General features: G+C 68.0%; 11 protein-coding genes and 1 pseudogene. 8 read left to right on the top strand and 4 right to left on the bottom strand.

Going from position 1 to position 13,993, the window contains the following annotated elements; translation table 11 throughout:
- The first annotated feature begins 42 nt into the window (after positions 1-42).
- The 8 genes from IEX88_RS10170 (at position 43) to ampC (ending at position 10,018) form a co-directional block, all read left to right on the top strand.
- Positions 43-585, top strand: a complete 543-nt coding sequence (locus IEX88_RS10170; protein WP_188850498.1) for a TRAP transporter small permease subunit — start codon at positions 43-45, stop codon at positions 583-585.
- On the top strand, positions 582-1,910 hold the full coding sequence (locus IEX88_RS10165) for a TRAP transporter large permease (RefSeq protein WP_188850497.1): 1,329 nt from the start codon (positions 582-584) through the stop codon (positions 1,908-1,910). Before IEX88_RS10170 ends, IEX88_RS10165 begins: the two co-directional genes overlap by 4 nt.
- Entirely contained in the window at positions 1,907-3,265 is a 1,359-nt protein-coding gene (locus IEX88_RS10160) for a malonyl-CoA decarboxylase domain-containing protein (protein ID WP_188850496.1), read from the top strand. Before IEX88_RS10165 ends, IEX88_RS10160 begins: the two co-directional genes overlap by 4 nt.
- The gene (locus IEX88_RS10155; RefSeq protein ID WP_188850495.1) at positions 3,262-4,785 is read left to right on the top strand and encodes a malonate--CoA ligase; all 1,524 of its coding nucleotides are present in this window, start codon (positions 3,262-3,264) and stop codon (positions 4,783-4,785) included. Before IEX88_RS10160 ends, IEX88_RS10155 begins: the two co-directional genes overlap by 4 nt.
- A 376-nt stretch (positions 4,786-5,161) precedes the next feature.
- Positions 5,162-6,151 (top strand): iron ABC transporter substrate-binding protein, encoded by a 990-nt coding sequence (locus IEX88_RS10150; RefSeq protein ID WP_188850494.1) that lies wholly within the window; start codon positions 5,162-5,164, stop codon positions 6,149-6,151.
- 75 nt (positions 6,152-6,226) lie between these two features.
- Positions 6,227-7,729: an ABC transporter permease gene (locus IEX88_RS10145; RefSeq protein WP_244640025.1), complete on the top strand. Its 1,503-nt coding sequence runs from the start codon at positions 6,227-6,229 to the stop codon at positions 7,727-7,729.
- A 7-nt stretch (positions 7,730-7,736) separates the two neighbouring features.
- Complete coding sequence (locus IEX88_RS10140) at positions 7,737-8,747, top strand: ABC transporter ATP-binding protein (protein WP_188850492.1); 1,011 nt, start codon at positions 7,737-7,739, stop codon at positions 8,745-8,747.
- A gap of 113 nt (positions 8,748-8,860) precedes the next feature.
- Positions 8,861-10,018, top strand: coding sequence for a class C beta-lactamase (gene ampC, locus IEX88_RS10135; RefSeq protein ID WP_188850491.1), 1,158 nt, complete (start codon positions 8,861-8,863; stop codon positions 10,016-10,018).
- Between the two features lie 24 nt (positions 10,019-10,042).
- On the opposite strand, the gene IEX88_RS10130 is transcribed toward ampC, so the two are convergent.
- The 4 genes and pseudogenes from IEX88_RS10130 to ppsR all read right to left on the bottom strand — a co-directional run bounded on the left by IEX88_RS10130 (position 10,043) and on the right by ppsR (position 13,959).
- Positions 10,043-10,306, bottom strand: a complete 264-nt coding sequence (locus IEX88_RS10130; RefSeq protein ID WP_188850490.1) for a hypothetical protein — start codon at positions 10,304-10,306, stop codon at positions 10,043-10,045.
- Positions 10,297-11,532 carry a geranylgeranyl diphosphate reductase gene (locus IEX88_RS10125; RefSeq protein WP_188850489.1) on the bottom strand — a complete coding sequence of 412 codons (1,236 nt, stop codon included), beginning with the start codon at positions 11,530-11,532 and terminating at the stop codon, positions 10,297-10,299. Before IEX88_RS10125 ends, IEX88_RS10130 begins: the two co-directional genes overlap by 10 nt.
- Before the next feature lie 112 nt (positions 11,533-11,644).
- Positions 11,645-12,558, bottom strand: a pseudogene (gene chlG / locus IEX88_RS10120) (chlorophyll synthase ChlG).
- A gap of 63 nt (positions 12,559-12,621) precedes the next feature.
- On the bottom strand, positions 12,622-13,959 hold the full coding sequence (gene ppsR / locus IEX88_RS10115) for a transcriptional regulator PpsR (protein WP_188850488.1): 1,338 nt from the start codon (positions 13,957-13,959) through the stop codon (positions 12,622-12,624).
- Positions 13,960-13,993: the final 34 nt, after the last annotated feature.

Genomic DNA, 13,993 nt, shown 5'->3' with positions numbered 1-13,993 from the left:
CCTTCGCGGCGCCGCGGGACCGTGCCTCAGCAGGGGACGCGCATGCGGCTCTATATCGCCATCGTATCGGCCCTTTCCCGCATCCTCGCCGTGATCGCCATGTTCGCGCTGCTGGCCGCGGTCCTGGTGGTCAGTGACATGGTGTTCGAGCGCTATGCGCTCGGACGCTCGACCGCCTGGCAGACCGAATTCACCACCTATGCCATCGTCGCCGCGACCTTTCTCGGCGCCCCCTGGGTGCTGATCGAGCGCGGCCACGTCAATGTCGACCTGCTGCAGATCTCGGTGCGGCCACGTCTTCGCGTCGTGCTGGAGGCCTCCGCGGGGCTGGCCTCGCTTCTGTTCGTGGCGCTCCTCGCCTATGCCGGCTGGCTGCATTTCCACGAGGCGCTGTCGAACGGCTGGACGAGCGACACGGTGACGGCGACGCCCCTGTGGATCCCGCTTCTGCCGATGCCCGTCGGCACCGGCGTCCTCGCTCTGCAATACATCGCCGAACTGATGCGTCTGTTCAGCGAGACGCCGAGCGAACGAGCGACGCGCCAGGCGCCCTTTGCCGACACCACGAAGGCGGCCCGGCCATGAGCCCCCTGTTCAGCGGTCTTTCCATGCTGGCGGCCCTTCTCGGCCTCCTGGCCATCGGCACGCCGATCGCCTTCTCGCTCGGCCTCGTCGCCATGGGGGCGCTGTTCTCGGTCTATGGCGCCTTCTTCCTCGAGACTCTGGGCGAACAGTTCTTCAGCGCCCTCTCCTCCTTCAGCCTCGTCTCGGTGCCGATGTTCATCCTGATGGGCGCGGCCGTGGCCTCCTCTCCGGCGGGTAAGGACCTCTACGAGGCGCTCGACCGCTGGCTGAACCGGATTCCCGGCGGCCTCGTCCTCTCCAATCTCGGCGCCTGTTCGATCTTCGCCGCCCTGTCGGGCTCCTCGCCCGCCACCTGCGCGGCGATCGGCAAGATGGGCATTCCCGAGATGCGCCAGCGCGGCTACCCCGCCGAGATCGCCGCGGGCTCGATCGCCGCCGGCGGCACGCTCGGCATCCTGATCCCGCCCTCGGTGACGATGATCGTCTACGGCATCGCGACGGAGACCTCGATCGGCCGGCTGTTCCTCGCCGGCGTGCTGCCGGGCCTGATGCTGACCATTCTGTTCATGGGCTGGACGATCATCGCCTGCAAACGGCGGGGCCTCGGCCTGTCGGAACTCAGCCAGCGCTTTTCCATGAAGGAGCGGTTCGAGGCCCTGCCGCGGGTGCTGCCCTTCCTCGCCATCATCGTCGCCGTGCTCTTCGTCCTCTATGGCGGTGTCGCGACGCCTTCGGAGGCGGCAGGCGTCGGCGCGCTGTTCTGCCTCATCCTCGTCGCGGTCATCTACGGCATCTTCTCCAAGACCTGGAAGTTCCGGCAGATGCGGACGATCTTCCGCGACACGCTGAAGGAAAGCGTGATGATCATGCTGATCATCGGCGCCTCGGAGCTCTTCGCCTTCGCGCTGTCTTCGCTCTACATCACCCAGTCGATCGCCCAGTATATCGGCGATCTCGACATCAACCGCTGGGCGCTGATGGGCGTCATCAACCTCTTCCTGCTGTTTGCCGGCTTCTTCCTGCCGCCGGTCGGCGTCATCCTGATGACCGCGCCCATCCTGCTGCCGATCATCATCGGCGCCGGCTTCGATCCCTACTGGTTCGCGGTGATCCTGACGATCAACATGGAGATCGGGCTGATCACGCCGCCGGTCGGCCTCAACCTCTACGTCATCAACGGCATCGCCCCGGACATCTCGCTCGCCCAGATCCTCAGGGGCTCCCTGCCCTATGTGCTGTGCATGGTGCTCGGAATCGTGCTCCTGTGCCTCTTCCCGCAGATCGCCCTGTTCCTCCCCGATCTCGTCATGGGCCCGTCGACATGAGCCGGACCTCCTTGCTTCAGGACCTGTTGTCGTCGATCGCTTCGCGCACCGGCTTTTTGTCCGATCCGCGCAGCAGGCGCCTGACGCTCGCCGAGACGGCGAAACTCTGCCACGACCTCGTCTCGGCAAGGGGCGAGCCGTCGGGCGTTCGGATCGCCACGCAGATCCTTGTGAGCTTCCGGCAGATGGACGAGGACGAGGCCGATGGCTTCTTCGCCCTCCTGGCGGACGAGTTCGGCCCGCCGGCCGGGCGCCTGCGCAAGGCGGCCGAGGCCTATGCCGCGACGCCGACGGCGGAGACGCTGTCGGCCTTGCAGCACGCCGCCGAGCCGCCGCGGCAGGAACTCTTCCGCCGCCTCAATCTGGCGGCCGGCGGGACGGCGGAACTGGTGCGCCTGCGCGAGCGCCTGCTGCCGCGCCTGAAACGGGACCCGGCCCGCCTGGAGGCCGTGGACGAGGACCTCCGCCACCTCTTCCAGTCCTGGTTCAACCGCGGCTTTCTCGTCCTGAAGCGCATCGACTGGGATACACCGGCGAGCGTCTTGGAGAAGATCATCCGCTACGAAGCGGTGCACACCATCGGCAACTGGGACGAGTTGCGACAGCGCCTGGCGCCCGGCGACCGGCGCTGCTTCGCCTTCTTCCACCCCTCGATTCCCGACGATCCCCTGATCTTCGTCGAGGTCGCGCTGACCGGCGAAACGCCCGCGTCGATCACCGAAGTGCTCGACGCCGACCGCCTGGTCCGCCCGGCGGCGGGCATGACGACGGCGGTGTTCTATTCCATCTCCAACTGCCACCGCGGTCTAGCCGGCATTTCCTTCGGCTCGTTCCTGATCAAGCAGGTGGCCGAGGACCTGAAGGCGGACCTGCCGGGCCTGAAGACCTTCGTCACCCTGTCGCCGGTTCCCGGCTTCCAGTCCTGGCTGCAGAGCCTCGGCGCCAAGCCCGTCCCGGCGCTCGACGCGGCGGAAGCCAAGGCGCTGGCGATCGTCGCGGAAACCGGCTGGGCGGCGGACCCGGCCAGGGTCGAGGCGGCACGGCCTGGCCTGCTGGCGCTGGGGGCGCGTTATCTCCTCAAGGCTAAGCGCCCCGACGGCCAGCCGCGCGATCCCGTGGCGCGGTTCCATCTCGGCAACGGCGCCCTGTTGAACCGCATCATGCATCTGGCCGACCCATCTGCGCGGGGCCTGGCGCAGTCGGCGGGGCTGATGGTGAACTACCTCTACGACCTTCCCAGACTGGAGCAGCATCACGAGGCCTATGCGGCGGAGCGGCAGGTGGCCGCGAGCCGCGCCGTCACCGCGCTTCTGTCCAGTCGCTTCAACGACAATCCCAACAGGGAACCGGCATGACCAACCATCTCTACGACGGCCTCCTCGCCGTCGGCGCGACGACCCCCGACAAGACCTTCGCGCTCCTGCCGGGGGGGCGGCACTTCACCTATGGCGAAGTCGGCACCGTCTCGGCGCGCCTCGCCCATGCGCTTCTCGCCGCCGGCCTCCAGCCGGGCGACCGGGTCGCGGTGCAGGCCGAGAAGAGTCTCGAGGCGCTGATGCTGTATCTCGCCACCGTCCGGGCCGGCGGCGTCTTCCTGCCGCTCAACACCGCCTATACCGCCACCGAGATCGACTACTTCCTGTCCGACGCCACGCCACGGATCTTCGTCTGCGATCCCCGCAAGGTCTCTGAACTCACCCCCGTGGCGGAAAAGGTCGGCGCCAGGATCGAGACGCTGGCGGCCGACGGATCCGGCTCCCTCGCCAGCGCGGCCGAAACCCAGCCTGCGCGCTTCACCAATGTCGCCCGCGCGCCGGGCGATCTCGCCTCCATCCTCTACACCTCGGGCACGACTGGGCGCTCGAAGGGCGCCATGCTGACCCACGCCAATCTTCTTTCCAATGCCGAGGTGCTGCGCGACACCTGGCGCTTCACGGCGGACGACGTGCTGCTGCACGCTTTGCCAATCTTCCACACCCATGGCCTCTTCGTCGCTTCCAACACCGTGACCATCGCGGGCGGCGCGATGATCTTCCTGCCGAAATTCGATCCGGAGGTCGTGTTCGCGCATCTGCCCGAGGCCACCACGATGATGGGCGTGCCGACCTTCTACACCCGCCTTCTCGCCGATCCCCGGCTGACGCCCGAGACGACCGGGCACATCCGCCTGTTCACCTCGGGCTCGGCGCCGCTGTTGGCCGAAACCCACCGCGCCTTCGAGGCGCGCACGGGCCAGCGCATCCTCGAGCGCTACGGCATGACCGAGACCAACATGAACACCTCGAATCCCTATGACGGCGAGCGCCGGCCCGGAACGGTCGGCATGCCGCTGCCGGGCGTCGACCTGCAGATCGCCGATCCCGAGACCGGCGCGCCGCTGCCGCAGGGCGAGATCGGGGTGATCGAGGTAAAGGGGCCGAACGTCTTCGCCGGCTATTGGCAGATGCCGGAAAAGACCGCGTCGGAATTTCGCGACGGCTGGTTCATCACAGGCGATCTCGGGCAGATCGACGCGGACGGCTATGTCGCCATCGTCGGCCGCGGCAAGGACCTGATCATTTCCGGCGGCTTCAACATCTACCCGAAGGAAATCGAACTGGCGATCGACGAGCTGCCGGGCGTCGCCGAGAGCGCCGTCATCGGCGTGCCGCATGCGGACTTCGGCGAGGGCGTCGTCGGCGTGGTGGTGACGAGCGGCGAGACCAGCGAAGCCGAGATCATCACGGCTCTCGGAGACCGCCTCGCCCGCTTCAAGCAGCCCAAACGCATCGTCTTCGTCGACGAGCTGCCGCGCAACACCATGGGCAAGGTGCAGAAGAATCTTTTGCGCGACCGATTTGCCGATCTCCTCGGCGACAGCCGCAAGGCCGGCTGAAACCCCGGCGGATGGCATGGGAAACAACCGTGCGCTGGGCAAGCTCCCCCGAACGACGGGCTCGATAATACGGGCCCGGCTTTCGCAGGACGGCCGCGTCTGCGGCATCGAGAGGGCGCACGAGGGCCGCCATGCCGGCGCCCCAGGAGAAATACAAAAATCGCACGAGATCAATGATATAGAACTAAATCTAGAAACAGTCTAAACTTGCACAGCAGAAATCTTGATATCGTTTGCGCGGCAAAGAACGTCGCGGCTTTCAATACACAATAAGTTTATGGATACACATGCAGAGGCACGGCATATTTGTTGACTGATCGGGTAGACTTTTCGTAGACGGAGAATTGTCAATGTCCGTCGTAGGGAGACCCGGAAGATGAAGCTGCTCCTCGCCGCCATGGCGATCGCCGCCACGAGTTTGATGCCGTTCGCCGCTTCGGCCGCCGAAATCACCGTCTATTCCGGCCGCGGCGAAAGCTTCACGGCACCGATGTTCAAGCTGTTCGAGGAGCAGACCGGCATCAAGGTGAATGCGCGCTACGGCAGCACGGCCGAATTGTCGGCCTTGCTGCGCGAGGAGGGCGACAAGTCACCGGCCGATCTGTTCCTGGCGCAGGATGCCGCCTCGCTGGTTTCCAACGAAGCCATCTTCGCGCCGCTGCCCTCCGAACTCTCCGCCAACGTGCTCCCCGGCTTCAAGCCGGAAAGCGACAAGTGGATCGGCACCTCGGGCCGCGCGCGCACCATGGTCTACTCGGTCGAGCGGGTGACAGAGGCCGAGTTCCCGAAGAGCGTCTACGACCTGACCGCGCCGGAGTGGAAGGGCAAGGTCGGCTTCGCCCCGGGCAACGCCTCGTTCCAGGCCTTCCTGACGGCGGTGCGTGTCGTCGATGGCGAGGAGAAGGCCAAGCAGTTCGTCGAAGGACTCGTCGCCAACGAGGCCAAGACCTACAAGAACAACACCGACCAGTTGCAGGCGATCGCCGACGGCGAAGTCGACGTGGCGCTGGTCAACAACTATTATCTGACCCGTTTCAAGCTGCGCGACGCCAAGTTTCCGGTCGCCCAGACCTTCTTCGAGAAGGGCGACATCGGCAATCTGATGTTCACCTCGGGCGCCGGCGTCCCCGCCGCCTCGGACAACCAGGAGGCCGCGCACAAGCTCATCGGCTTCCTGCTGTCGCCAGCCGCGCAGCAGTATTTTTCGGCCAGCATCGGCGAATATCCGGTGACCGGCGGCGTGATCCCCAATGACACGCTCGGCGCCGTCGCCGATCCCGCCGCCTTCGCCCCGAAGGTCGAGATCGAGGCGCTGGCCGATACCGACGGCACCAAGAAGATGCTGACTGAACTCGGCCTGATCTAAGCCGTCCGCATGGCCTACGACGCCCGCAGGGCGCCTCTTCTGCTTGCGCTCCCGGCGGTCCTCGCCGGGAGCGCAATGCTGTTGCCGCTGCTGTATCTCGTCATCCGGGCCGGCGGCGTCGACCCCGGCGAGCTCGCGGCCCTGGTGCTCAGGCCGAAGACGCTCGTCTATCTCGGCAACACGCTCTCGCTCGTCGGCTGCGTCCTGGCGCTGACGACGCTGATCGCGCTGCCGCTGGCGCTGATCGTCGTGCGCTCGGACCTCGGCTTCTCCAGGCTTCTCACCCTCTTGGCAGTGCTGCCGCTGGCGATCCCGGGCTATGTCATGGCCTATGCACTGATCGGCCTGTCCGGCTATTACGGGCCTCTGTCGGTGTTCTTCGGCCTCAGGCTGCCGCGACCTGAAGGCCTGTTCGGCGCGACGCTGGCGCTCGGCCTCTACACCTTTCCCTATCTGTTCCTGACGCTGCGGTCGGCCCTCGTCGGCATGGACCCGGCATTGGTCGAGAGTGCCCGCTCGCTCGGCCGCGCGCCGCTGGCGGTGTTCTGGCGGGTCACGCTGCCGCACCTGAAACCGGCCCTCCTGTCCGGCTGGCTGATCATCGCGCTCTACACCATCGGCGATTTCGGCGCGATCGCGCTGATGCGCTTCGAGGTCTTCTCCGCGGCGATCTACAGCCAGTATGCCAATGCCTTCGAGGTGCACTACGCCGCCTGGCTGTCGCTGATGCTCATCGGCATCGCCGGCGCCATTCTGCTCGTGGAGACGCGGCTTTCCCGCGGCACGCGCGTCGTGCGCAGCGGCCAAGGCGCCCGTCGCCTTCTGGCGCCGATGAAGCTGGGCCGGTGGAAGCCGCTGGCGGTGCTCTTCGTCGCCGCGGTGGCCTTAGCCTCGCTCGGCGTGCCGGCGCTGGTGATCCTGTTCTGGCTGACGCGCGCCCCGACCGAGATCGACTGGGCGGCGATACCCTCGGCCGCCTGGCAGACGCTGGCGATAGCCGGACCGGTGGCGCTCGTCGCGGTCGCCATCGCTTTGCCGGTGGCCCTGTTTCACCTCCGCCATCCCGGGAGAACCTCCTTCGCCGTCGAGCGCCTGACCTGGTTCGGCTACGCCATGCCGCCTCTGCCTTTCGCGCTGTCGGTGGCCTTCCTGTCGCTCGCCGCCTTGCCCGGCCTCTACCAGAGCCTGCCCCTGCTGGTGGCCGCACTGGCCGTTCACCTGGCGGCGGTGGCGCTCGGGCCGATCAGGAGCCGGCTCGTGCAGATCGGCCCCCGGACGGAGGAGGCCGCACGCGCGCTCGGCCGCAGCAGCGCCGCCGCCTTCGCCTTTATCACCCTGCCGCTCGTCGCGCGCAGCCTCGTCGCCGGGGGCGTGTTGGTCTTTATGGCCGCGGCCAAGGAGCTGCCATTGACGCTGCTGCTGTCGCCGATCGGCACGCGGACGATGGCGATGAGCATCTTCTCGCGCACCAGCGAAGGCGCGCTGTACGACGCCGCGCCCTATGCCGCACTGACCATCCTGTTTTCCGGCCTCGTCGTCGGGCTGATCCTGCGCTACGAAGGCGCCCCGCGAAGTTGAGACCCGCATGACGCCCATCCTGTCCCTCCGCCGTCTCAGCCGTCGCTTCGGCGGGACCCTGGCCGTCGACGATGTCTCGCTCGACATCGCCGCCGGCGAGATCCACGGGCTGATCGGCCCTTCCGGCTGCGGCAAGTCGACCCTGCTGCGGATGATCGCCGGCTTCGAGAACCTCGATGCCGGCGAGATCCGACTGTCGGATGAGCGCATCGACGGCATCGCGCCGGAGCGTCGCGGGATCGGCATCGTCTTCCAGGACTATGCGCTGTTCCCGCACATGACCGTCGCCGGCAATCTGCAGTTCGCCATGAAGGCGACGCCGCGCAGCGAGCGCCCCGCAAGGCTTGCCAGCCTGTTGGCCATGGTGAAGCTCGAAGGTCTGGAGCAGCGCTTTCCCGACCAGCTGTCCGGGGGGCAGCAGCAGCGCGTCGCGCTCGCCCGGACCTTTGCCGCCGCACCCCGTCTGGTGCTGCTGGACGAACCCTTCTCCAATCTCGACGCCGAGCTGCGCGAGACGGCCCGAGACGAAATTCGGGGCGTTCTGAAGGCGACCGGCCTGTCGATCCTCCTGGTCACCCACGACCGCGAGGAAGCGCTGACCTTCTGCGACCGCATCAGCGTGATGAAGGACGGGCGGATACGCCAGACCGGCACGCCGACCCTCGTCTATGATCGCCCGATCGACGCCTTCGTGGCCGGCTTCCTCGGTCCCGTGACCATTCTGGCGGGCAGAGCGGACGGCGAAATGGCCGATACCGCCGCGGGACGGCTCGCCATCACCCCCGGGGGACACGGACACCTCACTCTGGCTTTGCGGCCGGAAAGCCTCGCCGTTGCGGCGGAGGGGCCGCTCCACGGCACGGTGGCGACGCGCTCATTTCGCGGCGCCCGCCTGAGTCTCGGCGTGATGCTGGGCGGCCTCCAGGTCAATGTCGATGCGCCCCCGGCCTGTCCCGCCCAACCCGGCGACGCGATAGCCCTCGTCCAGCGGGCGCCGGCCATCGTTCTGGCGAGCTGAACAAGCCCGCAGGCAAGCTTAGGTTTCTTGCGCGGCCTTCGGCAGGTCGCTACAGAGGCAGCCCGCATGCGCCGGCCCGACCGGTGCCCTGCTCCGAAACATCCGAGGCGAAAATGAACCTGGCGATCCCGCGCACCTTGGCTTTTGCCGTCATGACGACCCTGCTGGGTGCCCCCGCCATCGCGGACGAGACCCGCGCCACCGTGGATGCCGTCATCGAGCCGCTGATGGCCGAACACGATGTGCCCGGCATGTCCGTCGCGATTGTCCACCAGGGCAAGCGCCAGGTCTTCCACTACGGCGTCGCCTCCCGCCAGACCGACGCCAAGGTGGACGACGAGACCCTGTTCGAGATCGGATCCTTGTCGAAGCCGTTCACCGGCACGCTTCTGGCGCGGCTCGAAGCGGAGGGCGCCGTCGATCTCTCAGCCAAGGCCGAGACGCTCATGCCGGCGCTGGCGGGAAGCCCGATCGGTGGGGCGACCCTCCTCGATCTCCACACCTATGTCGCCGGCGGACTGCCCTTGCAGTTCCCGGACGGCGTCGACGAGACGAATTTCGAAAACTATTTCAAGAAGTTTTCCCCGACCGACGCGATCGGCGCGAGCCGCCTCTATTCCAACGCCTCGATCGGGCTGTCCGGCTACTTGGCTGCCGCCAGCGCCGGCGCGTCCTTTTCATCGCTGATGACGGAAAAGATCCTGCAGCCGATGGGTCTCGCCGACACGTTTCTGGACGTCCCGGCGAATCGCAAGGGCGACTATGCCCAGGGTTACACCCGCGACAACGCGCCCGTGCGCGTCAATCCGGGCCTCTTCGACGAGGAAGCCTACGGCGTGAAGACCACGGCGAGCGATTTCCTCCGCTTCGTCGAGGCGTCCATGGACCCGAAGGGGCTCGACGACACGATGCAGGCCGCCCTGCGCCAGGCGCGCGCCGGCGTCTACAAGGTCGGCGCGATGCACCAGGGCCTCGGCTGGGAGCTCTATGGCGCGCCGGCCCGGCTCGACGATCTTCGCCAGGGCGCCGACGCCGACTTCGTTCTCAAACCCAACCGCGTCGAGCGTCCCGATGCGCCGGTGACGGGCGCGGAAGTCGGCACCGTGTCCAAGACCGGCTCGACCGGCGGTTTCGGCGCCTATGCGCTGTTCCAGCCCGCGCGCGGCACGGGAATCGTAATCCTCGCCAACCGCTTCTGGCCGAACCCGGCCCGCATCGAGGCGGCGCATGCGATCCTGAAGACGCTCGATCCGGAATTTGCGGCGCAGTAGCCGCCAAAATTCTCGCCGCCGCGGTCAGCGCCGCAAACGGCCGAACACATCGAGGAGATGGGCGGCGAAGCCGAGCCCCAGCCAGAGCGCGATCCAGTGCGGCGCCTGGCCGAGCAGCGCAGCCCGCAGAGCCAGGATCAGCGCCACGCCCGAGGCGGCGTTGGCCAGGAGCGGCAGACGGGCCTGCCGCTTCGCCGCAAAGAGGATGGCGAGGCCCTCCAGGCCGAGGATCACCAGCGCCAGAAGCGCCACGGTCCCGTCGCGAACCAGGCCCTCGATCAGCGCCATCGCCAGCGCCCGGGCCAGGCCAGCCGCGCCATGTCGCCGAGATCCTTGAAGAAGACCCTGACATAGGCCATCGGATCGGCGCGGCCGAGCCGCTTGTGCAGGTAGGAGTCCCAGACGAGACGCTGGATGTCCCTGTCGGCGCAGAGCGCGACGAAACGCTCGCGCCGCCGGTCGCTGCGGTACCAGAAGGATTGCAGAAAGCCGAGAACGAGGAAGATGCGCCCGTGCGCCCGCATGAAGCGCCGCCGCACCCCGGTCAGCGCGCGGGCGTCGCCGCTGGCCAGAAACGCCGCCGCCGCGCCCGCCGCCAGTTGCCCGCACAGCATGGCGTAGTAGATGCCCTCCCCCGAGGAGGGCGCGACGACGCCGGCGGCATCGCCGACGAGAAGGGCATCGCGGCCGTTGTCCCAGCGCTTCAGCGGCTTCAGCGGCAGCGCCGCCCCCTCCTCGCGCAGCGTTTCGGCGGCTCCGAGCCCGGCCGCCTCGCGCAGCAGCCGCGTCGCCTCACGGAAATCGAAGCCCTTCAGCGCGCTGCCGACCCCGACGCTCGTCGTCTCGCCATGCGGAAACACCCAGCCGTAGAAATCGGGCGAGATGCGTCCCTGATAGTAGACGTCGCAGCGTGCCGGATCGACGCCGGAGCAGTCCGTCGCCGGCGGCGAGCGGACGATCTCGTGATAGGCGAAGACGAAGGGCGGCCGTTTTTCCCGCCCGAAGAGCTGCCGACGAACCAGCGAATTGGCGCCGTCGGCGCCGATCACGAGGCGCGCGTGAACGGTCTCCTCCCGGGCGGAAGGCTGCTTGCGCCGGAACGTGACGGCGAGATTGCCGGGCTCGGTCTGGCGGACCTGGAGAAAGGTCGCGGCGACCACCGCGGCACCGCTCCCGGCCGCCCGCTCGCGCAGGAAGGGGTCGAAGCTGTCGCGATCGACCATGCCGACGAAGCCGCCGGTGATCGCCATGTCGACGCTCGCCTCGGAGGGCGCGACCATGCGGGCCGAGGCGATGCGGGCGCGCAGGAGATGGGTGGGAATGTCGAAATCCTCGATCAGCCGGGTCGGGATCGCCCCGCCGCAGGGCTTCGTCCGCCCCTCCCGGTCGAGCAACAGGACCGAGTGGCCGGCCAAAGCGATCTCGCGCGCCGCCGTCGCGCCGGCCGGACCGCCGCCGACCACGACGACATCGTAGGCATCCCTCGCCGTCTCGTCGTCATCCCGCCGCGTCATCGGCGACATCCCGGAGGGATGCCCGATTGAAACGGCTCGGCCCGCGGAAACACGGCAGGCGCGCCGCGTCCCGCAAAGGAGGCGGAGACTGACCGGGGCGGACAAACGGCGTTCACGCGGCGCCCCCCGCCAGGGCCGCGACGGCAAAGGCGCTGGCCAGCATGCCGAGCACGTAGAGCGTCGTCCCCGTCGCATTGTACCAGGCGGCAAAGCGCTGGGGATCGCTGAGGAGGCGCGGCATGCAGACCGTCTGTCCGGTGAGCAGAAGAACGACGACGCTGGCATGCAGCGGAAATCCCCAGGCCAGGAGAAGCACCACCACCGCCACCTGCGGCAGCGCCATCACCAGACAGGCGAGGCGCGCGGCGCGATCGGTTCCGAGCTGCACCGGCAGGCTGGCGAGGCCATCTGCCGGTCGCCCTCGACCGCCTTGAAATCGTTGAGCGTCATGATGCCGTGCGCGCCGAGGCTGTAGAGCAGCGCCAGCCAGACAACGGGCCAGCCGGGAAAGCCGCCGACGGTCGCCGCCGCCGCGGTGAACCAGGGCAGGCCCTCGTAGCACAGGCCCACTGCCCCCGGGCCCCACCAGCCGCTGCGCTTCAGCCGCGGCGGTGGCGCGCTGTAGGCCCAGGCCAGCGCCAGCCCGACGATCGCCGCGCCGAAGACCCACGGGCCGAGCCACAGCGCGACGAGAAGGGAAAGCGCCGTGTTGCCGATGGCGATCCCAAGCCCCCAACGGCCCGGCATGCGGCCGGAGGGAATGACGCGGCCGGGCTCGTTGATCGCGTCGACGTCGCGGTCGTACCAGTCGTTCACCGCCTGGCTGGTGCCGCAGACCAGCGGCCCGGCCAGAAGGATGCCGCCGAGGACGTAGGGCCAGCGATCGCCGACGGATGCCCCCGACGAAACCACGCCGCATCCGAAGGCCCACATCGGCGCGAACCAGGTGATCGGCTTCAACAGTTCCACCACCGCCGAAAGGCTCGGCATCGGCGGACGGTGGCTGAGGACGATCTGATCGGTCATGCCAAAACCTAACGTTGACGCCAAAATGTGTCAATTTAAATTGACATGTACGCCGACGCAGCCTTACTCGGACGCCTCGTCCTGCTCGATGCCATAGCGGCGCAGCTTCATGTACAGGCTCTGGCGACTGAGGCCGAGCATGTCGGCGGCGGAGGCGCGGTTGTTGTCGGTCAGCCGCAGCGCGGCCTCGATGCAGAGCTTTTCGATGATGTCGGCGGTGTCGCGAACGAGGTTCTTCAGCGGCACCCGACCGACGAGCTCGATCAGCTGCGCCGCCGCGTTCGGGCCCTGGCCCGCGAGCCCGGCCTGCATGGCTTCGGCCAGCGGCACCTCGCGGATGGCGAGGCCGAACAGCGGCCCGCCGCGGCCGGAGAATTTCGCCGCCGAAATCTCGACGGTGCCGCGACCGCCGAGCTCGTCGCGGATGACCGAGGAGAAGCGGCGCATCGTGCCGTGCTCGCGCAGATTGGCCATCAGCACCTGCACGTCGACGCCCGAGCCGCCGAGCCAATTGTCGAGTTGCCTGTCCTCGACGAGGTCGAGCGCCATCACCCTGATCAGCTCGAGAAAGGCCGGGTTGGCTTCCAGGATCGTCGCCTCGCCATTGACGACGACGACACCGTCGGGAAGGCTCTGCGCCGCCGCCGCCATGTGGCTGTCCGCCCCCGGAAAAGGCTCGGACGCCGCCCCGTCGGCCAGGCGAAGCAGAAGGTTCGTCCGCCCGAATTCGCGGAAGGGGGTGGCGCGAACGGAAAGGCGCTGTTCGGAGCCTAGGGGACGCGCCGCGAAGGTGGCAGGACGCGCCCGCGTCTCCACGGCGCGGAGCGCGTCCAGCGCCAGGGACTGGTCGTCGCGGGCGAAGACGGCGCCCACCGACAGGCCCGTCAGCTTGTCGATCGGACGGGCCAGAAGCTCGGCGGCCCCCTGGTTGGCCTCGAGGATCTTCAGCGACCGGCCATCGACGACGAGGAGAGGCTCGACGGAAAAGTTGAAGAGCATGCGGTAGCGGGATTCGATATCGCGCAGCTTGCGATAGTCCTTTTCCATCTCGACCTGCGCCGAGACCAGCCGCTGCTGCATCGCCGATATTGGCCGGAGATCGGTGCCGAAGGCGATGCGCGAGCGCGCGCCATCGAGGGAAAGGACGTGGTAGCTGACCGGCAGATCCTCGCCCGTGGCGCCGGGGTGGTTGACCTGGCGCGCGCGCGTCGGCGAGGCTCGTTCCGCCTCGGCCAGGAGGGCGTCGATCTTGGCGCGACTGTCGGCCGCGACCGTCGTGTTCCACTTCCGCCCGATCCAGCCGTCGACGCCCCATGCCTTCAGGCCGGGATCGGCATAGGCGACATCGACGACCTCGCCCGCCGGAGACAGGACGACGGAGAGGAAGCTGTTCGCGGTCATCAACGCCGCGAGAGACTCGGCGCCCAATCCCGAA

Source organism: Aureimonas glaciei (assembly GCF_014643375.1).
GTDB classification, from domain to species: domain Bacteria; phylum Pseudomonadota; class Alphaproteobacteria; order Rhizobiales; family Rhizobiaceae; genus Plantimonas; species Plantimonas glaciei.
Note: the sequence above shows the minus strand (reverse complement) of the source record. Positions and strands in the feature narration are given on the sequence as shown.

Bases quoted from the DNA above. Each gene is read 5' to 3' on its own strand.
- IEX88_RS10170 (WP_188850498.1), top strand. From the start codon at position 43: ATGCGGCTCTATATCGCCATCGTATCGGCCCTTTCCCGCATCCTCGCC.
- IEX88_RS10165 (WP_188850497.1), top strand. From the start codon at position 582: ATGAGCCCCCTGTTCAGCGGTCTTTCCATGCTGGCGGCCCTTCTCGGC.
- IEX88_RS10160 (WP_188850496.1), top strand. From the start codon at position 1,907: ATGAGCCGGACCTCCTTGCTTCAGGACCTGTTGTCGTCGATCGCTTCG.
- IEX88_RS10155 (WP_188850495.1), top strand. From the start codon at position 3,262: ATGACCAACCATCTCTACGACGGCCTCCTCGCCGTCGGCGCGACGACC.
- IEX88_RS10150 (WP_188850494.1), top strand. From the start codon at position 5,162: ATGAAGCTGCTCCTCGCCGCCATGGCGATCGCCGCCACGAGTTTGATG.
- IEX88_RS10145 (WP_244640025.1), top strand. From the start codon at position 6,227: ATGCTGTTGCCGCTGCTGTATCTCGTCATCCGGGCCGGCGGCGTCGAC.
- IEX88_RS10140 (WP_188850492.1), top strand. From the start codon at position 7,737: ATGACGCCCATCCTGTCCCTCCGCCGTCTCAGCCGTCGCTTCGGCGGG.
- ampC (WP_188850491.1), top strand. From the start codon at position 8,861: ATGAACCTGGCGATCCCGCGCACCTTGGCTTTTGCCGTCATGACGACC.
- IEX88_RS10130 (WP_188850490.1), bottom strand. From the start codon at position 10,306: ATGGCGCTGATCGAGGGCCTGGTTCGCGACGGGACCGTGGCGCTTCTG.
- IEX88_RS10125 (WP_188850489.1), bottom strand. From the start codon at position 11,532: ATGACGCGGCGGGATGACGACGAGACGGCGAGGGATGCCTACGATGTC.
- ppsR (WP_188850488.1), bottom strand. From the start codon at position 13,959: ATGACCGCGAACAGCTTCCTCTCCGTCGTCCTGTCTCCGGCGGGCGAG.